The sequence below is a fragment of the Micromonospora peucetia genome (genome assembly GCF_900091625.1).
Lineage (GTDB): Bacteria > Actinomycetota > Actinomycetes > Mycobacteriales > Micromonosporaceae > Micromonospora > Micromonospora peucetia.
Window position 1 is genome coordinate 1269353 of the sequence record NZ_FMIC01000002.1, and the last position, 25184, is coordinate 1294536.

The following is a 25184-nucleotide window of genomic DNA, read 5'->3' on the forward strand; positions in this document are numbered from 1 at the left end:
GGCGAACCACCGGTTGCGGCGCCGGCCCGTGTTGCGGTTGACGGCCGGGGTTGCGCCGGTCGCGCCGCCCGCGACCGGAGTGCCGCTGAGCGAGGTCACGAGTACACCTCCTCCTGCTTACGGGTGCGCCGGAAGCTCACCGCCGACACCACCGCGACGATGGTGAAGATGAAGATCGACACTGCGGCGGCCAGGCCGAACTGGGCGCCCTGCGCACCGAAGGCCAGCCGGTACGTGTACGTGATCAGCAGGTCCGTCGCCCCCGCCGTCGGGTTGTCCGCCGGGAAGGGACCGCCCTCGGTGGTCAGGTAGATCGCGTTGAAGTTGTTGAAGTTGTACGCGAACGACGCGATCAGCAGTGGGGAGAGCGCGACCAGCAGCAGCGGCAGGGTGACCGCCCGGAACGACTGCCACGGTGACGCGCCGTCGACCGAGGACGCCTCGGTCAGCTCCTTCGGGATGGCCTGGAGCGCGCCGGTGGCGACCAGGAACATGTACGGGTAGCCGAGCCAGAGCTGCACCAGGATCACCGCGATCCGGGCCGACCACTCCTGGCCGAACCAGTCCACCCCGAGCCCGAACAGGTTGTTGATCAGCCCGAAGTCGGTGTTGAACATGTCCCGCCAGACCAGCAGCATCGCGAACGACGGCATGGCGTACGGCAGGATCAGCAGGACCCGGTAGAGGTTGGTGCCGCGCATCCGGGGCGAGTGCAGCGCCAGGGCGATGAACATGCCCAGGATGAACGTGCCGCCGGTGGAGCCGACGGCGAAGGCGAAGTTCCACAGCAGCGTGCCGAAGAAGGGCCCGGAGATGGCCGGGTCGGTGAGCACCCGGGAGAAGTTCTTCAGCCCGACGGTGACCTTCCAGCCCTGGGCCAGCCGCTCGCCGTCGGCGGCGACGAAGGCGCCGGTCTCCTCGTCCGCCGTCCAGGTCCGGCCGGTCTCGATGTCCTTGACGCAGTCGCAGCCGGCGTCGTACGCCCGGATGGCCTTGCCCTCGTAGGCGCGGGACAGGCCGGCGGAGCGCAGCGCGCCGCCGGACGTCGGCACGATCAGGTCGGTGATCTCCTGGCTACGGGCGCTGGCCTGGCCGAAGTTGAGCACCGTGTAGCCGTCGGCGGCGGTGACCTTGCCGCCCGGTGCCACGGTGACGTCGGCCGCATCGAGCTGGCGCAGCCCGCCGGCGTCGCCGGCCGATACGGCGCCGGTGCCCGGGTCGCTGACCAGGAAGACGAGCGGGCCGGTCGTCGGGTCGCCCTGGGTGGCGACGGAGAGGGCGTACTCGGTGGAGCCGGGCAGCTGCTTGACCGAGGCGGTCTGGATGGCGACGACGGCGTCTTCCTTGGTGCCGCGGTGGCCGTCGCCGAAGTTCGTGAAGGCGGTGCTCGCCGTGTAGAGCACCGGGACCACCTGGAACGCGATCAGGAAGAGCGTGCCGGGGACCAGGTACTTCGCCGGGATGTGCCGGCGGGTCAGGTAGAGGTAGAAGAGCCCGGCGGTGGTGGCGGCCAGCACGGCCAGCCCGGTCCACTTCTCCGCCTCGATGAGCGGGAAGGCCGCCCAGATCGCGATCCCGGCGGTCAGGCCGAGCAGGGCCACCTTGACGAGCAGACCGGTCATGGTGGTCGGCGCGTGGTGTCGCGCGGTGCGGGATTTGCCCGGCAGCCCGGGGCCGACGGGCTCCCGGCCCGGGGGCTGCGTGGCAGCCCCCGGGCCGGACAGCGACGTGCTCATTACTTGATCTGGCCGGAGATGGTCTTGCCGGCCGCGGTGATCGTGGTGGCCGGGTCGGCGCCACCGATGATGGCGGCCTCGGCCTTGCCGAACGGGTCCCAGATGGTGGCCATGGCCGGGATCGCCGGGAGCACCTGGCCGTTCTTGCCGGCCTCCTGGAACTTGGCCAGGTCCGGGTCGGTGCCCTTGACCTGGTCGAGGGCGGCGGTCAGCGCCGGCGGGCGGGCCTCGGCGTTGTAGAGCGCCACGGCCAGCTCGGGGGTGCTGACGTGGTTGGCCACGAACTCCTGGGCCAGGGCCTTGTTCTTGCCCTTGGAGGCCACGTAGAACGCCTGGACGCCCACGAACGGCTGGGCCTCCTTGCCACCGGCGAAGCCGGGGACCGGCGAGATGTCGTACTTGATGTTGGCCTTCTTGGCGTCCGCGACGGCCCACGGGCCGGAGACCAGGTAGGCGCACTTCTTGCCGGTGAAGTTGGCGATCGAGTTCTCGGCGGTGATCGAGCGCTTCAGCGCGCCGTCGCCCTTCTCACCGAGCTTGGCGATCTTCTTGAACGCCTCGATCGACTCCGGCTTGCCCACGCCCAGGTCCTTCGGGTCGTAGTCGCCGTTGGCGGCGGTGCCGAAGAGGTACCCGCCACCGGAGGTGTAGAGCGGGTAGATGTGGTAGGCGTCGCCGTTCTGGCCGGACTGGAGGCAGAGGATCTCGCTGGCCTTCTTCTCGGCCTTGAGCTTCTTGCCGGCTGCGACCAGGTCCTCGATGGTCTTCGGCGCCTCGGGGGCCAGCTCGGTGTTGCGGATCAGCGCCAGGTTCTCCATGGCGTAGGGCACGCCGTAGAGCTGGCCGTTGAACGTGACGGCCTTGACGGCGGTCTCGTTGAAGCCGCTCTTCTGCTCGGCGGCGAGCTGCACGGGGTCGATGGCGCCATTCTGGACGAGGTTGCCGATCCAGTCGTGCGCGCCGACCACCACGTCCGGGCCACTGCCCTGCTGGGAGGCGGTGACGAAGTTGGTCTGGAGGTCCTTGGAGACGGCCTGTACCTCGACCGTGACGCCGTTCTCCTGGCCGAACTTCTCGGCGAACGGCTTGAGGGCGGCGGTGCGCTTGTCGTCGGCCCAGATCACCAGCTTGCCGCCGGTGGCGGCCTTGGTGGATTCCTTCGCGGCCGGCTCGTCGCTGCTGTCGCTGCCGCAGCCCGAGGCGGCGAGGGCCAGTCCGAGGACGGCGACCACACCCGCGGTACGGATGCGCATCGGTACTCCTGTCGTCATGGCGGCCCCGGGGGAAGGGCGATCCGCCAGTGGAAGCTCTGGAAATTTCTTGCCAACCGGCGCCCGGTGTGCTGCGCCGCTGCTCTCGCATGTTGCGGGGACGTTAGCAAGAGGTTGCAGATAATGGAAGGGCTTGCAGAGGCGTACGCAAGAACTTGCCCGTGAGCTACAGTGCGGCCATGCGCGCTCGACTGTCCGACATCGCCCAGCAGGCCGAAGTCAGCGAGGCCACGGTGTCGCGGGTGCTCAACGACCGCCCGGGAGTGGCCCCCGAGACCCGGCAGGCCGTACTGACCGCCCTCGATGTGCTCGGTTACGAGCGTCCGGCCCGGCTGCGCAAGCGCAGCGCCGGCCTGGTGGGTCTGGTGGTCCCCGAACTCGACAACCCGATCTTTCCCGCCTTCGCCCAGGTGATCGAGTCGACCCTGGCGCAGAGCGGCTTCACCCCCGTGCTGTGCACCCAGACAGCCGGCGGGGTCACCGAGGACGAGTACGTCGAGATGCTGCTGGACCGGCAGGTCTCCGGAATCGTCTTCGTCTCCGGCCTGCACGCCGACACCTCCGCCAACCACGACCGCTACCGGGCCCTGATCGCCCGCCCACTGCCCGTCGTGATGATCAACGGATACGCGCCCGGCATCCCCGCCCCCTTCGTCTCCTGCGACGACGGCGAGGCCACCGAGCTGGCCGTGGCCCACCTGGTGGCGCTCGGGCACCGCCGCATCGGCCTGATCACCGGTCCGGACCGGTTCGTGCCGGTGCAGCGCCGGGTGGCCGGCTTCCGGGCCGCGGTGAGCCGCCTGGTCGGCGTCACGGAGGCCGGCCTCGACGAGCTGGCCGAGCTCTCCCTGTTCGGTGTGGAGGGTGGCGAGGCCGCCGCCGCGCGGCTGCTGGACCGCGGCGTCACCGGCATCGTCTGCGGCTCCGACCTGATGGCGCTCGGCGCGATCCGGGCCGCCCGGCAGCGTGGCATGTCCGTCCCGGGGGAACTGTCGGTGGTCGGCTACGACGACTCCCCGCTGATGGCCTTCACCGACCCGCCGCTGACCACCATGCGGCAGCCGGTGGCCGCGATGGCGGTCGCCGCCGTCCGGGCCCTGGTCGACGAGATCAACGGGCACGCCGCCCCGAACTCGGAGTACGTGTTCCGCCCGGAACTGGTGGTGCGCGGCTCCACCGCGGTCGCCCCCACGCGCCCCGCGCCGGACACCCGGGCCCGACAGCGCCCGGCCCCGCCCGCCCTAGCCGTCCCAGCCTGACCCCCCGCCCCTCCCCGCCCCTCCCCGCCCCTCCTCCCCTCGCCTCGCCTCGCCTCGCCTCGCCCCTCCTCCCCTCCTCCCCTCGCCTCGCCTCGCCGATCTTGCACTTTTGGCCCGCGAATCGCGGCAAATGCACTCTTTGCTGAGGCCGGAAGTGCAAGATCGCGGGCGCGAGGGCAGGGGCGGCGTCATTTCTTGCGCAAGGAATGCTTGACTCTTGCAGTGTCGGGCGGCATTCTGCTCAGACACCGCATCCGAACCCGCAACCGCGCCGGGTGCAGCCGTCTTGCGCCACAGAACGGGGAACGCCACAGATGACCGTCAGCAACCCCACGCCGCTGACCTCCGACGACGACTGGTGGCGCTCCGCGGTCGTCTACCAGGTCTACGTACGCAGCTTCGCCGACTCCAACGGCGACGGCGTCGGTGACCTCCAGGGCATCCGTGAGCGCCTGCCGTACCTGCGTGACCTCGGGGTGGACGCGCTCTGGCTGACCCCCTTCTACACCTCACCGATGATCGACGGCGGGTACGACGTCGCCGACTACCGCGACGTCGACCCGATGTTCGGCAGCCTCACCGACTTCGACGCGATGATCACCGACGCGCACGCCCTCGGCCTGCGGATCATCGTCGACCTGGTGCCCAACCACACCTCCCACGCGCACCCGTGGTTCCAGGCGGCGCTGGCCGCCGGGCCCGGCTCACCCGAGCGCGCGCGCTATCTCTTCGCCGAGGGCACCGGCGAGAACGGCGAACTGCCCCCCAACGACTGGGAGAGCATCTTCGGCGGCCCCGCCTGGACGCGGATCGACGACGGCCAGTGGTACCTGCACCTGTTCGACCCGGCCCAGCCGGACCTGAACTGGCGCCACCGGGAGGTACGCGCCGAGTTCGAGGGCGTCCTGCGCTTCTGGCTCGACCGGGGCGTGGACGGCTTCCGGATCGACGTGGCGCACGGCATGATCAAGGCCGAGGGGCTGCCGGACGTCGGCTTCAGCACGATGACCACCGGTCAGCGCCAGGCGGAACTGCTCGGCAAGGGCCGGCTCCCCTACTTCGACCAGGACGAGGTGCACGAGATCTACCGCGCCTGGCGGCCGATCCTGGACAGCTACCCCGGCGGTCGGATGGCGGTCGCCGAGGCGTGGGCCGAGACCCCGCAGCGCCTCGCCCGCTACATCGGCCCGGACGAGCTGCACCAGGCGTTCAGCTTCGACTTCCTCGACGCGACCTGGTCGGCCGACTCGTTCCGCAAGGTCGTCGACACCGCGCTCGCCGAGTCGACAATCGTCGGCGCGCCCACCACCTGGGTGCTCTCCAACCACGACAAGCGGCGGCACGTAACCCGCTACGGCGACGGCGCCGAAGGGCTGCGCCGGGCGCGCGCCGCCACCCTGCTGATGCTCGCCCTGCCCGGTTGCGCCTACCTCTACCAGGGCGAGGAACTGGGCCTGCCGGAGGTGCTCGACCTGCCGGACGAGCTGCGCCAGGACCCCGCGTTCCTGCGTACCGGCGAGAGCCGGGACGGCTGCCGGGTGCCGATCCCGTGGAGCGGAGAGCTGGCCCCGTACGGCTTCGGGCCGACCGGCAGCGAGCTGAGCTGGCTGCCGGCCCCGGCGACCTGGCGTGGCCTCTCGGTCGCCGCCCAGGCGGGCGTGCCCGGCTCGACGCTGGAGCTCTACCGCACCGCGCTGCGGATCCGCCGGGACCACCCGGCGCTGGCCGCCGACGCGGGCGGGGTCACCTGGTTGGAGGCCGGGCCGGGCGTGCTCGCCTTCAGCCGCGCCGCCGGCGACACCGTGCTGACCTGCGTGGTCAACATCAGCGGTGCGCCGGCCCTGATCGACGGGTACGGCACGCCGGTCGCCGCCAGTGCGCCGCTCACCGGGCAGGGCTCCGGCCATCTGCTTCCGGTCGACGCGGCCGCCTGGTTTGAACGACGCTGAGCGGGTAACCCGTCATCGACCTGGTCGTCCGTTGTGCCCCGCGCCGACGGGCGGCCGGGCCATCGACCCCTTGTGGTGGGGGGTGAGGTGGCGCCGGCGTTCCCCGGAGTCCGCTCCGGGGGGCGCCGGCGTCCGTCTGGAAGCGCCCGCCGGGTCGGATCGGCTCAACCGGCCCGGCCGGTGAGCTTCGCGGCGATGCGCTCGAAGCCGGCCCGCAACTCGGCCTCGGTGGGCGGGGCGAGCGGCTCCGCGTGGTCGTCCTGTGCGGCGGCCTCCTCCAGCTCCTCGTCGATGGTGTCCTCGAAGTCGCCGTAGAGATCGGCCCCCTCCATCCGCGCCGTCTCGTCCTCCGCGGCAACCTGCGCGGCGACGATCTCGCCCCGGATCTCCTCGGCCGAGACCGCGGGCAGCAGCGGCTCGACCACCGCCATCAGCTCCTCCTCGGCCACCACCGCCTCCGCGAGCGCGAGCGCGTGCAGGCGCTCGTAGGGACCGCAGACCACCGGCTCCCACTCGTCGATGTCGCCGAGCGGGCCGAAGGTGATGATCCACGGCAGGCCGAGCATCGGCGAGTCGTCCGGCAGGTCCAGAGTCACGAGTGCGCCCACGCGCCCATCATGGTCCGTCGCACCGGAGACCCGGGTGGCATTCGCCCTATTCACCGTCGCGGAGCCTGTCACCGATCCCGCTTCGCAGTCGCCGGTCAGGTGCCGACTGCGGCCCGCCAGCGGGCCGCCCAGTCGCGGTGCAGGAGGTCGAGCCCGGCCTCGTCCAGGCCGTAGGCGCTGACCGTCAGGCTGACCGTCGAGGCCGCGCCGTCTGCCAGTGGCGCGCCGGCGGCCACCACGAGCAGCCGCCCCTCGGCGTCCACCACGATCCGCTGACGCGGGCTGTCGTGCCACCGCCGGGTCGGACCTGCCGCGTCGAGCACGGCGAGCACCTGAGCCCCGGTCGCGCTGCCCGTCAGGTGCACGGTGCTCCGCCGCCCCGCCGGTGCCCGCTCCAGCAGGAAACGCAACTGCTCGAAGAACGCCCGCCAGCCCTCCACGATCGCGTCCCACCCCGGCTCGGCGTCGGCCGACGGGGGCAGAACCGCCCGCAGCACGGTCCGGTCGCCCTCGCTCGCGAGCTGGAGCTCCTGCCCGCCGGCCAGCCCGATCCGGTCCGGCGGGGCGGGCACGGCGTGGTCGACGAAGATGAAGCGGATCTCGTCGGCCAGGCCCTCGTGCTCCCAGCCGAACCACTGCCGGATCTGCTCCGGCTCGGTCAGTGCCCGCCAGACCCGTTCGGCAGGCGCGGACACCGCCGTCTCGACCTGGATGGTGCGGTGCGTCTCGGGCATCGGTCTCCTCCTCCTGCTGTCGTCGGTGGCCGGACCGGCACCGCGCCGTCAGCCCGGTCGCGCCGCGTCCAACGCCGCGCGGACCAGGGCCAGCGCCGCCGCGGGTGGCACGCCCAACCGGGCGGCCTCGGCGGCGTAGCCGGCCGCCACCCGCTGCAACCGGTCCGTCGCATCATCGCGCCCGGGTGCGACGAAAGTGCCGAGCCGGCCCCGGGTCTCCAGCAGACCGGCCGCCTCCAGCTCCCGGTAGGCACGGGCCACCGTGTTGACCGCCAGCCCAAGGTCCGCCGCGAACCCCCGGACGGTGGGCAGCCGGGTGCCCACCGCCAGCCGGCCCGTCCCGATCAGCTCCGCGAGCTGCCCGCGCACCTGCTCGTACGGCGGCACCGCCGAAGCCTGGTCGACCGAGATCCGCACGCCCGCTCCCCCGCTCATCCGGCCCCGCCCGGGGTGCCGGGATCCGTGTCCGCGTCCAGGTCGGCCGGTGCCGGGCCCTCCGCCAGGTCCACCACCCGGCCGCGCGGGCTGGTCGCGGCCAGCGCCGCACCGAAGAGCACCAGCTGGTTGAGCAGGTAGAGGTAGAGCAACAGCCCCACCGCACCCGCCACCACCGTGTACGCCGGGTTCCGCTCGGTACGCACCACGTAGTAGCGCCCGACGGTGTTCAGCAGCGTGATGCCGACCGCGACCAGCACCACCACCGGGCGCAACCGGGACCGGCTCATCCGCAGCCTCGGCACCGCCACCAGCAGCAGGGTGGCCAACACCGCGTTGACCAGCACGCTGAGCACCGCGCTGACCGTGGTCAGGCCGACCGAGCCGGTGCTGCGCAGCAGGAAGCGCAGCAGCGATTCCAGGGCGTCCACCGCCGCCACCGAGACGCCGAGCAGCACGAAGACGGCCACCATCACGCCCAGGTCCACCAGACGACGGACCACCAGGTTGCCGGGCTGCTGGTTGAGCCCGTACATCAGCCGCTGGGAGGAGCGGATCGCCTCCACCCAGCCGACCCCGGTGAACGCCAGGATGATCAGGCCGACCACCCCGACCGTGCCGCTGCTGTCGGCGATCTGCACGGGGTCGAGGAACGGCAGGTTCTCCCGGAGGAAGTCCGCGGCGGCCGCGCTGACCTCGTCGTTGTCCTCCAGGATGGCCCCGAAGATCGAGTACCCGACCAGCGCCAGCGCGAAGACCGCGAAGAAGCCGTAGTAGGCGATCGCGGCGGCCAGCCGCCCGCCCAGCACGTCGTTGTAGAGCACGCCGGCTCGCCACAGGTGGTCGGCGGCGCTCCACCGCCGACGGGTGGCGCTGATCCGACGGTCGATGCCCGCCTCGATACGGCCCAGCACGTTCACGCCGTCATCCTCGCCGATCTCCCGCCACCGCGCGGGCAACCGGGCGGCGGCCCGCGCCGGGCGGCGGTCGTGGACCGTGGTGGGCCGGTGTCAGTGGCGTGGAGATCGTGGCGCTCGGGGCACACCCGGGCGACCGCTCAGCCGCCCAGCCGGAAGTCCCGGCGCGGCTGCCACCGGGTCTGCCCACTGTGCGAGAAGAGGGTGAACGCCTCCACCTCGAACATGGCGGAGAAGTCGGCCAGGTCCTCGTACGCCCGGTCCAGCGCCTCCGGCGCGACGTCCTGCGCGACCGTGACGTGCGGGTGGTACGGGAAGCGCGCTTCGCGGTGCAGTTCGGGGGCGGCGCGGATCGCGGCGGCGAGCAGTTCGCACTCGCTGATCCCGGCGGCCACCGCCACGAAGACGACCTGGGTCACCGGCCGGAACGTGCCGGTGCCCCGCAGGTGCAGGGCGAACGGCAGGTGGGCGGCGGCGACCACGCCGAGGTGCCGCTCCACCGCCGGCAGCGTCGCCACCGGGATCTCGGTCGGCCCGAGCAGGGTCACGTGCGCGGGGACGACCCGGGGGTCGCCGGCCTCGACCCGCCGCCGGGTGAGCAGGCCGCCCCACGGCTCCGGGATGTCGACCGCGATGCCGATCTCGATGGTGTCACCGGCGTCCGGCGCCCCGTCCCTGCGATCCACGCTGTGCGTCATCCCTCCACCGACCCGTCCGCCCTCACCCGTCGCGCCGGGGCGCTACTCGCCGCGCACCGGCGGGAAGAAGCCCACCCGCTCGTACACGGTGCGCAGCGTCGCCCCGGCGAGCACCCGGGCCTTCTCCGCGCCGGCGGCGAGCAGCTTGTCCAGCTGCGCCGGGTCGTCGAGGTAGGTCCGGGTGCGCTCCTGGATCGGGCCGACGAACTCCCGCACCACCTCGCCGAGGTCCTTCTTCAGGTCGCCGTAGCCCTTGCCGGCGTACGCGGCGACCAGGTCGTCGATGCTCCGCCCGCTCAGCGCGGAGTAGATGGTCAGCAGGTTGGAGATGCCGGGCTTGGTCCCGGTGTCGAAGACGATCTCCCGCCCCGTGTCGGTGACCGCGGAGCGGATCTTCTTGGCCGAGCGGGCCGGATCCTCCAGCAGGTTGATGATGCCGGCCGGCGACGAGGACGACTTCGACATCTTGGCCGTCGGGTCCTGGAGGTCGGTGATCTTCGCGGTGTCCTTGACGATGTGTGGCGCGGGCACCGTGAGGGTCTGCCCGAACAGCGAGTTGAACCGCTGGGCCAGGTCGCGGGAGAGCTCCAGGTGCTGGCGCTGGTCCTCGCCCACCGGCACGGCGTTCGCCTGGTAGACCAGGATGTCGGCGGCCTGGAGGATCGGGTAGGTGAACAGGCCGACGCTCGCCCGCTCGCCGCCCTGTTTCTGCGACTTGTCCTTGAACTGCGTCATCCGGCTCGCCTCGCCGAACCCGGTGATGCAGCCCAGCACCCAGGCGAGCTGCGAGTGCTCGGGCACCTGCGACTGCACGAAGAGCGTGCTGTGCTCCGGGTCGAGGCCGACGGCGAAGAGCTGCGCGGCGGCCATCCGGGTGCGTTGCTTGAGCGTCTTCGGGTCGTGTCCCGCAGTGATCGCGTGCAGGTCGACCACGCAGTAGTAGGCGTCGTGGGTGTCCTGCAACGCCACCCAGTGCCGCACGGCGCCCAGGTAGTTGCCGAGGTGGAACGAGTCGGCCGTCGGCTGGATGCCAGAAAAGACGCGGGGGCGGGCGGGAACGTCGGACATGGCGGCAATTCTGTCAGCAAGACCCGGTGCGCGTCATGACGGGCCGGCGGGTCGGCTGCGCCTCGCCGGTGCCGGGGCGGCGACCTCGCGTCGTGGTTCCGGCAGGCGCACGGCGGAGACCGTGAGTCGGGCCACCCGTCGCCCCTCCAGCGTGAGCACCCGCAGCAGCCAGCCGCCGGGCGGGTCGTCGGGTTCCGCGCCACCGTCGCCGGCCCGGCCGGCGGCCACCGGCACCTCGTCGCCGGCGGCCGGGAGCCGGCCCAGCGCCGCCATCACGAAGCCGCCAACCGTCTCGTACGGGCCGGACGGCAGGCTCACCCCGGTGCGCTCGGCGAAGTGGGCGAGGTTGAGCCGGCCGTCCACCACGGCGGGCAGGCCCGCGTGCACCGGGTCGGGGGCGGTGTCGTACTCGTCGTGGATCTCCCCGATCAACTCCTCGATCAGGTCCTCCAGGGTGACGATGCCGGCGGTGCCGCCGTACTCGTCGACCACCACGGCGAGGTGGTGGCGCTCCCGGCGCATCTCGCTGAGCGCGGCGAGCACCCGTTTGCTGCCGGGCAGCCGCTTCACCTCCCGGGTCAGCTCGCCGACCGTGGTGCAGGGGTCGAGGTCGGGACGGAGCAGCACGTCGCGTAGGTGCACGAAGCCGACCACGTCGTCGTGGGTGCCGTCGACCACCGGGTAGCGGGTGTGTGTCGCGGCCCGGACCAGCCGCTCCGCCTCGGCGATGGTGAGCCGGGCGGAGAGGAAGACCACCTCGGTGCGCGGCATCATCACCTCGCGGACCAGGCTCGCGCCCGCGACCAGCACCTCGTCGATGATCCGGCGCTCGACCGGGTCGAGCAGGGTGTTGGCGGCGACCAGATCGCGCAGCTCCGCCTCGCTGATCCGCTCCCGGCCGGCCGCCGGGCTGGCGCCCAGCAGGGCCGTCACCGCGCGGGTGGCGCCGTCGGCGGCGCGGACCACGATCCGGGCGACGGCCCGGGCCAGCGGCCCCGGCTCGCGGCGCGGCCGATTCCGGGCGCGTCGCCGCAGCCCGGGACCACCCGATCCCCGCATGACAGTGATGGTAGACAGCGTCGGGCCGGATGGGCTGCACCCGCGCTCGCCTCTGTTCGAAGTTGGGAAGTCATGACGGAACTACAAGGCCGCTGACGGAGGGCGGTCACCGGGCGACCGGCCGTAGGGTGATCACGACACGGGCCGCGTCCGGGCGGCCTGGCAAAAGGAGACCGACGTGAAACTGCTCGTCACCGGCGGTGCCGGCTTCATCGGCAGCGTGGTTACCCGGCTGCTGCTCGACGCCGGCCACGAGGTGGTGGTGCTCGACGACCTGCGCACCGGCCACCGGGAGGCGCTCGCCCCCGACGCGACGTACGTCGACGCGTCCGTGCACGACGCCGCGCGGGTGCTCACCCCCGGCGCCGGCTTCGACGGGGTGCTGCACTTCGCCGCGCTGATCGCCGCCGGCGAGTCGATGACCAGACCCGAGCTCTACTGGCACACCAACACGGTCGGCACGATCGCCCTGATCGACGCGGTCCGGGCCGCCGGCGTGCCCCGCCTGGTCTTCTCCTCCACCGCCGCCGTCTACGGCAACCCCACCGAGCTGCCGATCCCGGAGACCGCGGTCAAGGCCCCCACCAACACGTACGGTGCCACCAAGCTCGCCGTCGACATGGCCCTCACCTCGGAGGCGATCGGGCACGGCCTGGCCGCCGTCTCGCTGCGCTACTTCAACGTGGCCGGCGCGTACCTCGACGGCGACGTCGCGCTCGGCGAGCGGCACGACCCGGAGACCCACCTGATCCCCATCGCGCTGGAGGTGGCCGCCGGCCGGCGGGAGAAGCTCCAGCTCTTCGGCGACGACTACCCGACCGTCGACGGCACCTGTGTGCGCGACTACATCCACGTCGCCGACCTGGCCCGCGCCCACCTGCTGGCGCTCGGCGCCGCGACCGCCGGCCAGCACCGGATCTACAACCTGGGCAACGGCAACGGCTTCACCAACCGGCAGGTGGTCGACGTGGTCCGCGAGGTCACCGGGCACCCGGTGCCGGTCGAGGTGGCGCCGCGCCGCGAGGGCGACCCGGCCGAGTTGGTCGCGTCGTCCGCACTGGCCCGCGAGGAACTGGGCTGGGTGCCGCAGAAGCCGACGCTGCCCGACATCGTCGCCGACGCCTGGGCCTTCTACCGCACCCACGTCGTGGGGCCGCGGTGACCGACGACGTCGCGGCCCGTGCCACCGCCGGGTTCCGTTCGGCGTACGGCGGGCCGCCCGCCGGCCGCTGGGCGGCTCCCGGGCGGGCCAACCTGATCGGCGAGCACACCGACTACAACGACGGCTTCGTGCTGCCCTTCGCCCTGCCGCTGCGCACGGTGGCGGCCGCCGTCGGGCAGCCCGACGACACCTGGACGGTCTGCTCCGAACTCTCCGGCGCGACGGTCACCTTCGGCGTCGACGAGGTCGCCGGGCCCGGCCGGGTCGCCGGCTGGGGCGCGTACGTGGCCGGGGTCGTCTGGGCGCTGCGGGAGGCCGGGCACGCCGTGCCCGGCGCGCGGCTGGCAATCGCCTCCGACGTGCCGCTGGGCGCGGGGCTGTCCTCCTCGGCCGCGCTGGAGGCCGCCGTGCTGGCCGCCCTGGTCGACCTGGGCGGGCTGGACCTGCCCGCCGAGCGACGGCCCCGGCTGGCCCAGCGCGCGGAGAACGACTACGTGGGCGCGCCGACCGGGATCATGGACCAGTCGGCGGTGATCCGTTGCCGCGCCGGGCACGCGCTCTTCCTGGACTGCCGTGACGAGTCCGTCGAGCAGGTCCCGTTCGACCTGGCCGCCGCCGGCCTGGCCGTGCTGGTCGTCGACAGCCGGGCCCCGCACCGGCACGCCGACGGCGAGTACGCCGCTCGGCGCGCGTCCTGCGAACGGGCGGCCGGGCTGCTCGGCGTGGCGGCGCTGCGGGACGTCCCGACCGACGGGCTGGCCGACGCCCTGGCCCGGCTCGACGAGGACGAGACCCGCCGCCGGGTGCGGCACGTCGTCACCGAGAACCAGCGGGTGCTCGACACCGTCGCGCTGCTGCGCGCCGGCCGGGTACGCGAGATCGGCCCGCTGCTGACCGCCTCGCACGCCTCCATGCGGGACGACTTCGAGATCACCGTGCCGGAGATCGACACGGCCGTCGAGGCGGTCCTGGCGGCCGGGGCGCTCGGTGCCCGGATGACCGGCGGCGGTTTCGGCGGCTGCGTCCTCGCCCTGGTCGACGCGGAGCGGTCCGACGCGGTCGCCGCCGCCGTCACGGCCGCGTACGCCGAGCGGGGATTCGCCGCACCCGGCCTCGTCACCGTCCTACCCGGTCCGGGCGCGACCCGGCTGGACTGAGCGCCAACGGCGGCGCCGGACGAGGCCCCACACCCCACCCCGACGCCGCTCAACCGCCCCGGACCACACGCCCGCCGGTGCGCGTCACTGTGCCTCGACGATCATCCCCGCGCCGACCGTACGGTTGGTGGCCTCGTCGATGATCACGAAGCCGCCGGTGGTGCGGTTGCGGCGGTACTCGTCCGCGAGCAGCGGCACGGTGGTCCGCAGCCGCACCCGGCCGATCTCGTTGAGCCCCAGCTCGCCCGCCGACTCGTCGCGGTGCAGCGAGTTGACGTCCAGCCGGTAGTGCAGCCCGCGCACGATGGCCCGCGCGGAGCGGGTGGTGTGCTTGATGGCGTACCTGCCGCCGACCTGGAGGGGACGGGTCTCGTCCATCCAGCACACCATCGCCTCGATGTCCTGGGACACCGCCGGGGAGTTGTTCGGACGGCAGATCATGTCGCCCCGGGAAATGTCGATCTCGTCTTCCAGGCGTACGGTCACCGACATCGGCGGGAACGCCTCCGTGACCGGCCCGTCGGCGGTCTCCACGGCGGCGATCCGGCTGGTGAACCCGGACGGCAGCACCATCACCTCGTCGCCCGGCTTGAGCACCCCGGAGGCGACCTGGCCGGCGTAGCCCCGGTAGTCGGTGACGGTGGTGGACTGCGGGCGGATCACGTACTGCACCGGGAACCGGACGTCGACCAGGTTGCGGTCGCTGGCGATGTGCACCCGCTCCAGGTGGTGCAACAGCGACGGGCCCTCGTACCAGGGCATGTTCTCCGACCGGCTGACGATGTTGTCGCCGCGCAGCGCGGAGATCGGCACCACCGTCAGGTCGGGCGCGTCGAGCTTCGCGGCGAACGCGGTGAACTCGTCCGCGATCCGCTCGAAGACGTCCTGCGACCAGTCGACCAGGTCCATCTTGTTGACGCAGAGGACCAGGTGCGGCACCCGCAGCAGCGAGCAGAGGAACGCGTGCCGGCGGGACTGCTCGACCAGGCCCTTGCGGGCGTCCACCAGGATCAGCGCCAGGTCGGCCGTCGACGCCCCGGTGACCATGTTCCGGGTGTACTGGATGTGCCCCGGGGTGTCCGCGATGATGAACTTCCGCCGGGGGGTGGCGAAGTAGCGGTACGCCACGTCGATGGTGATGCCCTGCTCGCGCTCGGCCCGCAGCCCGTCGGTGAGCAGCGCCAGGTTCGTGTACTCGTCGCCCCGCGCGGCACTGACCGCCTCGACGGCGGCAAGCTGGTCGGTGAAGAGCGACTTCGTGTCGTAGAGCAGCCGGCCGATCAGGGTCGACTTGCCGTCGTCGACGCTGCCGGCCGTGGCGAATCGCAGCAGGTCCATCGGCCTGGCCCCGGTGGCGGCCGGCCCGTCAGTCGTGTTCGTGACGGTCTCGGTGGTCATCAGAAGTAGCCCTCCCGCTTGCGGTCCTCCATGGCGGCCTCGCTGACCCGGTCGTCGCCGCGGGTCGCGCCACGCTCGGTGATCCGGGTGGCGGCGACCTCCTCGATGACCTTCTCGACCGTGTCGGCGTCGGAACGGACCGCCGCCGTGCAGGAGGCGTCGCCCACCGTCCGGTAGCGCACCCGCTCCTTGAAGCGGTCCTCGCCCGCCCGAGGACGGAAGAACTCGTTGACCGCGTAGAGCATCCCGTCCCGCTCGATCACCTCGCGCTCGTGCGCGTAGTAGATCGACGGCAGCGCGATGTGCTCCCGGGCGATGTAGTGCCAGACGTCCAGCTCGGTCCAGTTGGACAGCGGGAAGACCCGGATCGACTCGCCCGGGTGGCGGCGGCCGTTGTAGAGCGCCCACAGCTCCGGGCGCTGGTTCTTGGGGTCCCACTGGCCGAACTCGTCACGGAAGCTGAACACCCGCTCCTTGGCGCGGGCCTTCTCCTCGTCGCGGCGGGCGCCGCCGAAGAGCGCGTCGAACCGGTGCTTCTCCACCGCGTCCAGCAGCACCGGCGTCTGGATCCGGTTGCGCATCCCGTCGCCCGACTCGCGCACCAGCCCGCTGGCCAGCGCCTCGGGCACACTCGCCACCACCAGTTGCAGCCCCAGCTCGGCGACCCGCTGGTCCCGGTACTCCAGGACCTCGGGGAAGTTGTGCCCGGTGTCCACGTGCATGACCGGGAACGGGATGTTGGCCGGGGCGAACGCCTTCTGGGCCAGCCGGAGCATCACGATCGAGTCCTTGCCGCCGGAGAAGAGCAGCACCGGCCGCTCCATCTCGGCGACCACCTCGCGCATCACGAAGATGCTCTCGGCCTCCAGCGCGTCGAGGTGCGACACCTGGTAGGCGGCGGGGGCGGTCATGACACGGGCTCGCTTCGCTCGAATCCGCTCATCGAATTCCAGACCTTTCCGGTCGGGTATGCCAAGAAGTGCGGCTCAGGCTACCCGGAATGACGCTGCAACGCTGCAAGCAACCGACTGGCGAGATCCTTGCGGCAGACCAGCAGATCGGGTAGGCGCGGATCCGCCTCGTTGTATCTCAGCGCAGAACCATCGATCCGGGAAGCGTGCAGCCCGGTGGCCGTCGCCACAGCCACCGGCGCCGCCGAGTCCCACTCGTACTGGCCGCCCGCGTGGATGTAGGCGTCCACCTCACCGGTGACCACCGCCGCGATCTTCGCCCCGGCCGAGCCCATCGGCACCAGGTGCGCGCCGACGTCCTCGGCCAGGTCGGTCAGGAACACCGGCGGTCGGCTCCGGCTCGCCGCCAGGCGGATCGTACGACCGCCGGGAGTGTTCGCCGCCTCCACCGTCATCGGCGGGTACGCCGGCGGATAGTCGGTGCCGAGCACCCGGTGCTGCGCCGGCAGCCCGACCGCGCCCGCGACCAGACCGTGCGGCGTCGGCGCGGTACGCGCCCAGAGCGCCACGTGCACCGCCCAGTCCGAGCGGCCCTCCTCGGAGAACTCCCGGGTGCCGTCCAGCGGGTCGATGATCCACACCCGGTCGGCGGTCAGTCGGGGCACCACCGCGGCGTTCACCTCCGCGGCCCAGGCCAGCCGTGAGCCCTCGTCCTCCTCGGAGAGGACCGCGTCGCCCGGCCGCCACTTCGCCAGCTCGGTACGGATCAGGTCGTGCGAGACCTTGTCGCCCGCGGCCTTCAACGCCCCCGCGTCGGCGAAGCCCATCTCGGACCGCAGGCCGACCAGCGCCTGACCGGCCCGGGCCGCCAGCCACCGGGCGAACGCGCCGTCGATCATCGGAGGACTGCCCATGACTCCTGCTCCCGTCGCTCGCCACGCTCCGCATCCGATCCGCCACACCGCCGACGACCCACGTCGACGGTCGCGCCGGAATGGCGAAGACTACCGGCCCCCGGCGTCCGGCCCGGCGCTCACACCCCGTGGTAGAGGTTCTGCGTCGGCTCCACGCCCCTGGTGATCACCGACTCCACCACATCCGCGGCCCGGTCCACCAGAAACTCCAGTTCCTTGCGCTCCGCCGCGCTGAAATCCGACAGTACGTAGTCCGCCGGATCCTGCCGCCCCGGCGGCCGACCGATACCGAACCGCACCCGGACGTACTCCTTCGTGCCCAGCGACTTCGACATCGACCGCAGGCCGTTGTGCCCGCCCTCGCCGCCGCCGCACTTCACCCGCAGCTGGCCGTAGCCGATGTCCAACTCGTCATGCACCGCCACCACCTGGCCGGGCGGCACCTTGTGGAACTGGGCCAGGCCGGCCACCGGCCCGCCGGAGAGGTTCATGTACGTCAGCGGCTTGACCAGCACCAGCTTCGGCCCGCCGAAGCCGAGCCGCCCCTCGGCGACCTCCGCCGCCGCCCGCTTGTGTCGGCCGAACCGCGCGCCGAGCCGGCCCGCCAGCAGGTCGGCCACCAGGAAGCCGACGTTGTGCCGGTTGCCGGCGTACTCCCGACCTGGATTGCCCAGGCCGACCACCAGCCACGGCCCCGTCTCGTCCGTCACGCCTCGCCCCTCCCGCTGCTCGCCGTCACCCACCCGCATACCGATACGCCGACAGGCGCCCCCGACCGTGCGGGGACGCCTGTAGCAGCGAATGCGAACCGATCAGGCCTCGGTCTTCGCCTCGGCGTTCTCCTCGGCGGCCGGAGCCTCGGCGCCCTCGGCGGTCTCCTCGCCAACCTCGGCCTCGGCCTCCTCGGTGGCCTCCTCGACCTCGGGGAGGGTGGCCTCGAGCTGCTCGGCGGTCGGCGCGGCGGTCACCGAGGCGACGGTCTGCTCCGGGTCGGCGGCCAGCTCGACACCGGCCGGCAGCTCCACGTCGCCGGCGGTGACCTGGGTGCCGGCCTCCAGACCCGCGATCGAGGCCTCCAGGTGGTCCGGCACCTTGGTGGCGTCGGCGGTGACCGACAGGGTGTCGTGGTCGTGCACGATCAGGGTGTCCCGCGCGGCCTCGCCGGTCAGCTGGACCGGGACCTCGACGGTGACCTTCTCGCCCCGGCGGACCAGCAGCAGGTCCACGTGCTCGAAGGTGTCCCTGATGGGGTCACGCTGAATCGCCTTCGGCAGCGCCAGCACCTGGGTGCCGTCGCTGACCTCGATCGCGAAGAGCTGGTTGGCACCGCCCTTGCGGATCGCGGCCGCGAACTCGCGGGCCGGCAGCGCGATGTGCTTGGGCTTCTCGCCGTGGCCGTAAAGCACGGCGGGCACCTTGCCGGCCCGGCGGGTACGACGGGCACCACCCTTGCCGAACTCGGTACGGGGCTCGGCGCTGATCTTTACCTCGGACACGGGGAAACTCCTGATGCTTTCGCTGCGGCGGCTTGTCGTCTGGCGGTGCTGGGGCGAGGGGCTCGCTGGGGCTCAGCGTCGAGAACGACGGCCCGGAGCACCGCGTCGATGACGGTGCCTCCGTGCGGCGCTTGTCAGCGACCCGCCGGGCACCCTCGCCGTGGCAACCGCACCAGTCTACCCGAGCTGATTCCGCGCTTTCCGGCAGTCCCCTTATCACCGTTCCCGCAGGCCCGCAGGGTGATACGGATCCGCCCGCCGGCCCCTCGTCCAGGCACCTCCCGCGCGGCGGCCGTCCGGTCGCCGGCCGCGACGGCCGACGCCTGGGCCGACGGGCAGTGGCCCGCCGGCCCAGGCGTCAGGCGGTCAGCTCAGGCCGCCGAAGAGGGTGGTCACCGAGCCGTCGTCGAAGACCTCACGGATCGCCCGCGCCAGCAGCGGCGCGATCGACAGCACGGTGATCTTGTCGAGCTGCTTCTCCGGCGGCAGCGGCAGCGTGTTGGTCACCACGACCTCGCTGATCGGGGCGTTCTTCAGCCGCTCGGTCGCCGGGTCGGAGAGCAACGCGTGGGTCGAGGCCACGATCACGTCGGCCGCGCCGGACTGCCGGAGGATGTCCGCCGCCCCGCAGATCGTGCCGCCCGTGTCGATCATGTCATCGACGATGAGGCAGACCCGGCCCTCGACCTCACCGACCACCCGGTTCGCCACCACCTGGTTCGGCTTCAGTGGGTCCCGGGTCTTGTGGATGAAGGCCAGCGGACAGCCGCCCAGCCGGTCCGTCCACCGCTCGGCCACCCGCACCCGGCCCGAGTCCGGCGCGACCACCGTCATCGGGCGGCCGGCGTACTTGTGCTGGACGTACTCGGCGAGGATGTCCATCGCGAAGAGGTGGTCGACCGGGCCGTCGAAGAAGCCCTGGATCTGCGCGGTGTGCAGGTCGACGGTGAGGATCCGGTTCGCCCCGGCCGTCTTGAGCAGGTCCGCCACCAGCCGGGCCGAGATCGGCTCCCGGCCGCGGTGCTTCTTGTCCTGCCGGGCGTACGGGTAGAACGGCAGCACCACGGTGATCCGTTTGGCCGAACCGCGCTTCAGCGCGTCGATCATGATGAGGGTCTCCATGACCCAGGTGTTGACCCCGTGCGTGACGGACTGGACCACGAAGGCGTCCGAACCGCGCACCGAGTCCTTGAACCGTACGAAGATCTCACCGTTGGCGAACTCGTACGCGTCGGCCGGCGTCGGCGCGACGCCGAGCACCTCACCGATCTCCCTGGCCAACTCCGGAAAGCCACGTCCGGAGAAAAGCATCAGGCTCTTGCGGTTTTCGGCGACGATGCTGCCCATGGGCCCGTCTGCTCCCGTTGGTCGGTGGTACCCGGCGGGTGGTGGGCCGGGGCCTATTCGGTTGCAGTATCCCCCGCGCCGGACGCCGACCTGACCGGCTCGGCGTCCCCGTGGATTGCCTCACCTTCACTTGCCCCGGACCCCGACGCCGACGCACCCTCATCAGCCGTTCGGGCCCGCCCGGCCGCCTTCGCGGAGGCCGTACCGGCCCGTTTGCGGGTCACCCAGCCCTCGATGTTGCGCTGCGGCGCCCGGGTCACCCCGAGCGCACCCGGCGGCACGTCCTGCGTGATCGCGCTGCCCGCCGCCACGTACGCCCCGGCGCCCACCTCGACGGGCGCGATGAGGCTGGTGTCGCAGCCGACGAACGCGGCCTCGCCGACCGTGGTGCGGTGCTTGTTCACCCCGTCGTAGTTCACGAAGATCGTCGCCGCGCCGATGTTCGCCTTCGCGCCGATCGTCGCGTCCCCCACGTACGACAGGTGCGGCACCTTCGCGCCCGCGCCCACCTCCGAGTTCTTCACCTCGACGAACGTGCCGACCTTGGCCTTCTCGGCCAGCCGGGCGTCCGGCCGCAGGTACGCGTACGGCCCGACGGCGGCGCCCGGGCCGACCTCCGCGCTCACCGCGTGGCTGCGCAGCACGGTGGCGTCCGGGCCGACGACGGTGTCGATCAGCGTCACGTCCGGCCCGACCACCGCGCCGGTGCCGACCACCGTGCCGCCGCGCAGCTGGGTGTTCTGGTCGATCACGGCGTCCCGGTCCAGGGCGACCGTCACGTCGATCCAGGTGGTGTCCGGGTCGAGCAGGCTGACCCCGGTACGCATCCAGGCCTCGTTGACCCGGTCGCGCAGCAGCCGGCGCAGCACGGCCAGCTCGACCCGGTCGTTGCAGCCCAGCGTCTCGACGTGGTCCGCCGCCACGTGCACCACCACCGACTCGCCGGCCGAGCCCAGCAGGCCGAAGACGTCGGTCAGATATTCCTCGCCCTGGTCGTTGTCGGTCGACAGCTTGCCCAGCCCGGCGCGCAGCCGGGCGGCGTCGAACGCGTAGATGCCCGCGTTGATCTCCCGGATCGCCCGCTGTGCTCCGGTGGCGTCGCGCTCCTCGACGATCTGCTCGAGCCGCCCGTCGGCATCCCGCACGATCCGGCCCAGGCCGGTCGGGTCGGGCACCTCGGCCGCGAGCACGGTCGCCGCCGCGCCCGCACCCTCGTGCGCCTCCACCAGCGCGGCCACCGTCTCCGGGCGGAGCAGCGGCACGTCGCCGTTGATGACGACCACGGTGCCGGTGGCGTCCGCCGCGGCGTCCAGCGCGATCCGTACGGCGTGCCCGGTGCCGAGCTGCTCGGCCTGGAGCACCGGGGTGGCCTCGGGGGCGATCTCCGCGAGGTGCGCGCGGACCTGGTCGGCACCGTGTCCCACCACGACGATCGTGCGGTCTGCGGTCAGCGGCGCGGCGGCGGCGAGCACGTGGCCGACGAGGGTACGGCCGAGCAGCGGGTGCAGCACCTTGGGCAGCGCCGACTTCATCCGCTTGCCCTCACCGGCGGCGAGCACGACAACGGTGCGGAGGTGGGGCTGGGACACGACACGGGCTCCCGTCGGGACAGCGGACAGTCTCGCGGCCATGCTAACCAGACATCGTCCGCGACGAGCGGAAGCTCCCGGGAGAGGACTCGAACCCCTACAATCAGGACCAAAACCTGACGTCCTGCCATTAGACGACCCGGGACGGCCTAAAACGGGCAAACCGAACGGCTGCCCGTCCTCTACACCTTAGCGCCCCTGGTCCGTAACGCCATCGCTCATTCCGTGCGGCAGCCTCAGGCATTCATCCCCGCCGCTGTCCCATGCGTGTCCAGGGAACCTAAGTTACGGTGACGTAGGCGTAACTTCGTGATCTTCCCATCCGTCTGCGAGGTGACATGCCAACCACATCCCTCGATTCGTCCGCCGGCCCGAAACCACTCACCCAGGGCACCCAGTCCCGAGGCATCCTCGTCGCCCTCTGGGCGTTCGTGGTGATCCCCTTCCTGGCCCTCGTCGCCGCCGTACCGGTCGCCTGGGGCGGCTGGCTGAGCTGGACCGACGTGGCCGTCGCCGGGTTCTGGTACGTGCTCTCCGGGTTGGGCATCACGGTCGGCTACCACCGGTACTTCACCCACGGGTCGTTCAAGGCGAAGCGCTGGCTGCGGGTCGCGCTGGCGGTGTCCGGCTCGCTGGCGGTGCAGGGCGAGATCATCCAGTGGGTGGCCGACCACCGGCGCCACCACGCCTTCTCCGACCTGGAGGGCGACCCGCACTCGCCCTGGCGGTTCGGGGAGAGCGTCAGTGGCCTGACGAAGGGCCTGTTCCACGCGCACGTCGGCTGGCTCTTCGGTCGGGAGTTGTCCAACCGGCGGCGGTTCGCCCCGGACCTGCTCGCCGACCGGGACATCAACCGGGTGGACCGACTGTTTCCGCTGCTGGTGGTGCTCTCGGTGCTCGGTCCCGCGCTGATGGGCGGCCTGCTCACCTGGTCGTGGCGGGGGGCGCTGTCCGCGCTCTTCTGGGCCGGCCTGGTGCGCATCGCGCTGCTGCACCACGTGACCTGGTCCATCAACTCGGTCTGCCACGTCTATGGGGAGCGGCCGTTCGCGATGCGCCAGGGCGACCGGGCGTCAAACTTCTGGCCGTTGGCGATCCTGTCGTTCGGCGAGAGCTGGCACAACCTGCACCACGCCGACCCGACCAGCGCCCGGCACGGCGTACTACGCGGCCAGGTGGACATCTCGGCCCGGGTGATCTGGCTGTTCGAGAAGGCCGGCGCGGCCCGGGACGTGCGCTGGCCGAAGCCCGAGCGCATCGCGGCGAAGCTGGTCGAGCCCGGCACTGGGCGGTGAAGCGGGGCAGGTGGGCGCGAAGGCCACCTGGCAGTATGGCCGGGTGACCGAGCGAAGCGGATGCGATGCCGGGCGGCCCGGCGAACCGGGGGCGGGGCCCGACGGGGATACGGTCACCGGGGCGGCAGCGCCACCCGACCGACGACCGGCGAGGGGACGACGTGACCCAGCACGGCGGCGGCAACATCCCACGACAGGGCGGCACCGAGCGCCGGCGGAGTGACGAGAACATGGCGGATGTCCCTGGCAGCGACGGCACGGCCGGCCGGCGGCGGGCGGTTCCCGCCGCGGCCCCAAAGCCCTCCTCACGGGTACGCATGTCGGCGGCCCAGCGCCGGGAGCAGCTGATCTCGATCGCCCGGCAGATCTTCGCCGAGCGCGGTTTCGACGCCACCTCCATAGAGGAGGTGGCGTCCCGCGCGAAGGTCTCCAAGCCGGTGGTCTACGAGCACTTCGGCGGCAAGGAGGGGCTCTACGCGGTGGTGGTGGACCGGGAGGTCCGCGCCCTGCTGGACCGGATCACCACGGCCCTGACCGCCGGCCACCCGCGCGAGTTGCTGGAGCAGGCGGCGCTGGCCCTGCTGACCTACATCGAGGAGGAGACCAGCGGCTTCCGGGTGCTGGTACGGGACTCGCCGGTGCTGTCTGCGGCGGGCAACTTCAGCAGCGTGATGAACGACGTGGCGCACCAGGTGGAGCACATCCTGGGTGCGGAGTTCAAGAGCCGGGGCTACGACCCGAAGCTGGCCGAGCTCTATTCGCAGGCGCTGGTGGGGATGGTGGCGCTGACCGGCCGCTGGTGGCTGGAGGTCCGCAAGCCGCGCAAGGAGACGGTCGCGGCGCACCTGGTCAACCTGGCCTGGAGCGGGCTGTCGCACCTGGAGGCGAAGCCGGGCCTGATCACGGTGCGGGGGCGCTGACCCGGGGGCGGATGTTCAGCGGCTGTGGGCGTCGGAGACCGGGTGGTGCCGGCGGCGCCGCTCCTCCTCGGCGTGCTCGTCGGTGCCGACCTTGTCGTACAGGCCGGTGCCGAGCAGGAGCAGGCCGAAGAACATCGACACGACGACGGTGGACATCGAGAAGTTGAGGAAGTTGGCGTCGGTCTGGAGCACGGACATCATGAGGATGCTGGTGGCCAGGAAGACGACCCCGGCGGTCAGGTTCATGTGGTGACCGAGGTTGCCGCGCCGGGACGCCCCGACGATGAGCACGATCCCGAAGGCGACGGAGATCAGCGAGAAGGCCAGGTTGGTGCGGAGCCCGAGGGCCCAGTTGCTGCCCCGGTCGAAGAGCGGGTCGCCCCACGTCAGGGCGACGCCCCAGACCCCGAAGACCAGGATGTAGAGCCCCACCAGGCCGGCGAGGACCCGGTAGACCGGCCGTGCCGGATGGTTCACGGGAAAGTGCGGCATGGCCCCTCCGCCCGAGTAGGACAATCGCCCCGATTGTCCCCCGGCAGGAGCCGACTGTCCCCCAAACCGCCCAAAGGCAACACCCGACAACGGGCGGAACGAAGAAGATCCCACCCCACCGGACCGCAGGGCCGGGTCGGAGCGGGACCACGTCGGTTGTCGCCGGAGCCCGACCCGCGCAGGGATCAAGCCTGACCGCCCGGAGCGGGTCGGGCTCCGGCGACAACCCGGAGCACAATCAGAGAAAGATCAGAGTACGAGCCGGGCCTTCTGCCAGGCGTCCTGCTCCGCGTCCGTGCCGACCTTGCCGTACATGCCGACCATCAGCAGGACCAGGCTGACCACCATCAGCACGATGACCGTGAAGATGCTGAAGTTGAAGATGTTGGCCTCGGTCTGGATGAAGGCGAGACCGGCGAGGCTGATCACCATGATGACGTACGCCAGCCACTGGTTGACCATGACGTCGATGTTGCGACCGATCGCGGTGCCGGCCAGCACCGCGGCCCCCAGCAGGACGCTGACCAGTGAGAACCCGAGGTTCGTGCCCTGGCCGAGGATCGCGGTGTCATCCTGGGCGAAGACCTCGTCGCCGACGCTCGCGATGATGCCGAGCACGCCGAAGGCCACCAGGTACAGACCGGTCAGCCCGCCGATCGCCCGGTAGACCGGCCGCGCGGGGTGATTGACGGGGGTGTGGGCCATGTCTGAGTCTCCAACGCCGTTCGGTTGAGGGGTCGCGGACGATTGTCCCGCACGTCGAAGTGTG

Annotated in this window: 24 protein-coding genes and 1 tRNA gene; 6 read left to right on the top strand and 19 right to left on the bottom strand. The window is 71.9% G+C overall.

Annotated elements, in window-relative coordinates; genetic code table 11:
* Window positions 1-95: 95 nt before the first annotated feature.
* Together GA0070608_RS05930 and GA0070608_RS05935 are read right to left on the bottom strand one after the other, a co-directional pair.
* On the bottom strand, window positions 96-1736 hold the full coding sequence (locus GA0070608_RS05930) for an ABC transporter permease subunit (protein ID WP_091623028.1): 1641 nt from the start codon (window positions 1734-1736) through the stop codon (window positions 96-98).
* Entirely contained in the window at window positions 1736-2989 is a 1254-nt protein-coding gene (locus GA0070608_RS05935; protein WP_091623031.1) for a sugar ABC transporter substrate-binding protein, read from the bottom strand. Before GA0070608_RS05935 ends, GA0070608_RS05930 begins: the two co-directional genes overlap by 1 nt.
* 197 nt (window positions 2990-3186) lie before the next feature.
* On the opposite strand from GA0070608_RS05935, the gene GA0070608_RS05940 reads away from it, so the two are divergent.
* Window positions 3187-4266: a LacI family DNA-binding transcriptional regulator gene (locus GA0070608_RS05940; RefSeq protein ID WP_176733646.1), complete on the top strand. Its 1080-nt coding sequence runs from the start codon at window positions 3187-3189 to the stop codon at window positions 4264-4266.
* Window positions 4267-4580: 314 nt separating this feature from the next.
* The gene (locus tag GA0070608_RS05945) at window positions 4581-6215 is read left to right on the top strand and encodes a glycoside hydrolase family 13 protein (protein ID WP_091623035.1); all 1635 of its coding nucleotides are present in this window, start codon (window positions 4581-4583) and stop codon (window positions 6213-6215) included.
* Between the two features lie 164 nt (window positions 6216-6379).
* On the opposite strand, the gene GA0070608_RS05950 is transcribed toward GA0070608_RS05945, so the two are convergent.
* From GA0070608_RS05950 to GA0070608_RS05980, 7 genes are all read right to left on the bottom strand, one after another.
* On the bottom strand, window positions 6380-6823 hold the full coding sequence (locus tag GA0070608_RS05950) for a hypothetical protein (RefSeq protein ID WP_091623037.1): 444 nt from the start codon (window positions 6821-6823) through the stop codon (window positions 6380-6382).
* 95 nt (window positions 6824-6918) lie between these two features.
* Window positions 6919-7557, bottom strand: coding sequence for an SRPBCC family protein (locus GA0070608_RS05955; protein ID WP_091623039.1), 639 nt, complete (start codon window positions 7555-7557; stop codon window positions 6919-6921).
* A 48-nt stretch (window positions 7558-7605) separates the two neighbouring features.
* The gene (locus GA0070608_RS05960; RefSeq protein WP_245715708.1) at window positions 7606-7974 is read right to left on the bottom strand and encodes a GntR family transcriptional regulator; all 369 of its coding nucleotides are present in this window, start codon (window positions 7972-7974) and stop codon (window positions 7606-7608) included.
* Between the two features lie 14 nt (window positions 7975-7988).
* Window positions 7989-8912, bottom strand: coding sequence for a YihY/virulence factor BrkB family protein (locus GA0070608_RS05965; RefSeq protein ID WP_091623045.1), 924 nt, complete (start codon window positions 8910-8912; stop codon window positions 7989-7991).
* A 137-nt stretch (window positions 8913-9049) separates the two neighbouring features.
* Window positions 9050-9607, bottom strand: a complete 558-nt coding sequence (locus GA0070608_RS05970) for a 2'-5' RNA ligase family protein (RefSeq protein ID WP_091623047.1) — start codon at window positions 9605-9607, stop codon at window positions 9050-9052.
* 42 nt (window positions 9608-9649) lie between these two features.
* Window positions 9650-10675 (bottom strand): tryptophan--tRNA ligase, encoded by a 1026-nt coding sequence (gene trpS / locus GA0070608_RS05975; RefSeq protein WP_091623050.1) that lies wholly within the window; start codon window positions 10673-10675, stop codon window positions 9650-9652.
* A 33-nt stretch (window positions 10676-10708) separates the two neighbouring features.
* Window positions 10709-11734 (bottom strand): hemolysin family protein, encoded by a 1026-nt coding sequence (locus GA0070608_RS05980; protein WP_091623053.1) that lies wholly within the window; start codon window positions 11732-11734, stop codon window positions 10709-10711.
* A 178-nt stretch (window positions 11735-11912) separates the two neighbouring features.
* Between GA0070608_RS05980 and galE the strand changes: the two genes are divergently transcribed.
* Window positions 11913-12896, top strand: a complete 984-nt coding sequence (galE, locus tag GA0070608_RS05985) for a UDP-glucose 4-epimerase GalE (RefSeq protein WP_091623056.1) — start codon at window positions 11913-11915, stop codon at window positions 12894-12896.
* Window positions 12893-14053 (top strand): galactokinase, encoded by a 1161-nt coding sequence (gene galK, locus GA0070608_RS05990; protein ID WP_091623058.1) that lies wholly within the window; start codon window positions 12893-12895, stop codon window positions 14051-14053. Before galE ends, galK begins: the two co-directional genes overlap by 4 nt.
* A gap of 84 nt (window positions 14054-14137) precedes the next feature.
* Here the strand turns inward: galK and GA0070608_RS05995 are convergent, their stop codons facing one another.
* The 8 genes from GA0070608_RS05995 to GA0070608_RS06030 form a co-directional block, all read right to left on the bottom strand.
* A complete protein-coding gene (locus GA0070608_RS05995) occupies window positions 14138-15451 on the bottom strand; it encodes a sulfate adenylyltransferase subunit 1 (RefSeq protein ID WP_091623061.1) in 1314 nt (437 codons plus the stop codon).
* Complete coding sequence (gene cysD / locus GA0070608_RS06000) at window positions 15451-16362, bottom strand: sulfate adenylyltransferase subunit CysD (protein WP_091623062.1); 912 nt, start codon at window positions 16360-16362, stop codon at window positions 15451-15453. The genes GA0070608_RS05995 and cysD overlap by 1 nt, the downstream gene beginning before the upstream one ends.
* A gap of 80 nt (window positions 16363-16442) precedes the next feature.
* On the bottom strand, window positions 16443-17276 hold the full coding sequence (locus GA0070608_RS06005) for an inositol monophosphatase family protein (protein WP_091623065.1): 834 nt from the start codon (window positions 17274-17276) through the stop codon (window positions 16443-16445).
* A 119-nt stretch (window positions 17277-17395) separates the two neighbouring features.
* Window positions 17396-17986, bottom strand: coding sequence for an aminoacyl-tRNA hydrolase (gene pth, locus GA0070608_RS06010; protein ID WP_091634410.1), 591 nt, complete (start codon window positions 17984-17986; stop codon window positions 17396-17398).
* A 102-nt stretch (window positions 17987-18088) separates the two neighbouring features.
* Complete coding sequence (locus GA0070608_RS06015) at window positions 18089-18772, bottom strand: 50S ribosomal protein L25/general stress protein Ctc (protein ID WP_091623068.1); 684 nt, start codon at window positions 18770-18772, stop codon at window positions 18089-18091.
* A 366-nt stretch (window positions 18773-19138) separates the two neighbouring features.
* Window positions 19139-20119, bottom strand: coding sequence for a ribose-phosphate diphosphokinase (locus tag GA0070608_RS06020; protein ID WP_091623073.1), 981 nt, complete (start codon window positions 20117-20119; stop codon window positions 19139-19141).
* A gap of 53 nt (window positions 20120-20172) precedes the next feature.
* Window positions 20173-21708, bottom strand: coding sequence for a bifunctional UDP-N-acetylglucosamine diphosphorylase/glucosamine-1-phosphate N-acetyltransferase GlmU (gene glmU, locus GA0070608_RS06025; RefSeq protein WP_411970775.1), 1536 nt, complete (start codon window positions 21706-21708; stop codon window positions 20173-20175).
* A gap of 74 nt (window positions 21709-21782) precedes the next feature.
* Window positions 21783-21853, bottom strand: a tRNA-Gln gene (locus tag GA0070608_RS06030).
* Window positions 21854-22046: 193 nt separating this feature from the next.
* Here GA0070608_RS06030 and GA0070608_RS06035 point away from each other — a divergent pair.
* The gene (locus GA0070608_RS06035) at window positions 22047-23003 is read left to right on the top strand and encodes an acyl-CoA desaturase (RefSeq protein ID WP_091623080.1); all 957 of its coding nucleotides are present in this window, start codon (window positions 22047-22049) and stop codon (window positions 23001-23003) included.
* Window positions 23004-23233: 230 nt separating this feature from the next.
* Window positions 23234-23923 (top strand): TetR/AcrR family transcriptional regulator, encoded by a 690-nt coding sequence (locus GA0070608_RS06040; protein WP_091634415.1) that lies wholly within the window; start codon window positions 23234-23236, stop codon window positions 23921-23923.
* 15 nt (window positions 23924-23938) lie between these two features.
* Here the strand turns inward: GA0070608_RS06040 and GA0070608_RS06045 are convergent, their stop codons facing one another.
* Window positions 23939-24415, bottom strand: a complete 477-nt coding sequence (locus GA0070608_RS06045; RefSeq protein ID WP_091623083.1) for a DUF4383 domain-containing protein — start codon at window positions 24413-24415, stop codon at window positions 23939-23941.
* Window positions 24416-24664: 249 nt separating this feature from the next.
* Window positions 24665-25120, bottom strand: a complete 456-nt coding sequence (locus GA0070608_RS06050) for a DUF4383 domain-containing protein (RefSeq protein ID WP_091623086.1) — start codon at window positions 25118-25120, stop codon at window positions 24665-24667.
* Window positions 25121-25184: the final 64 nt, after the last annotated feature.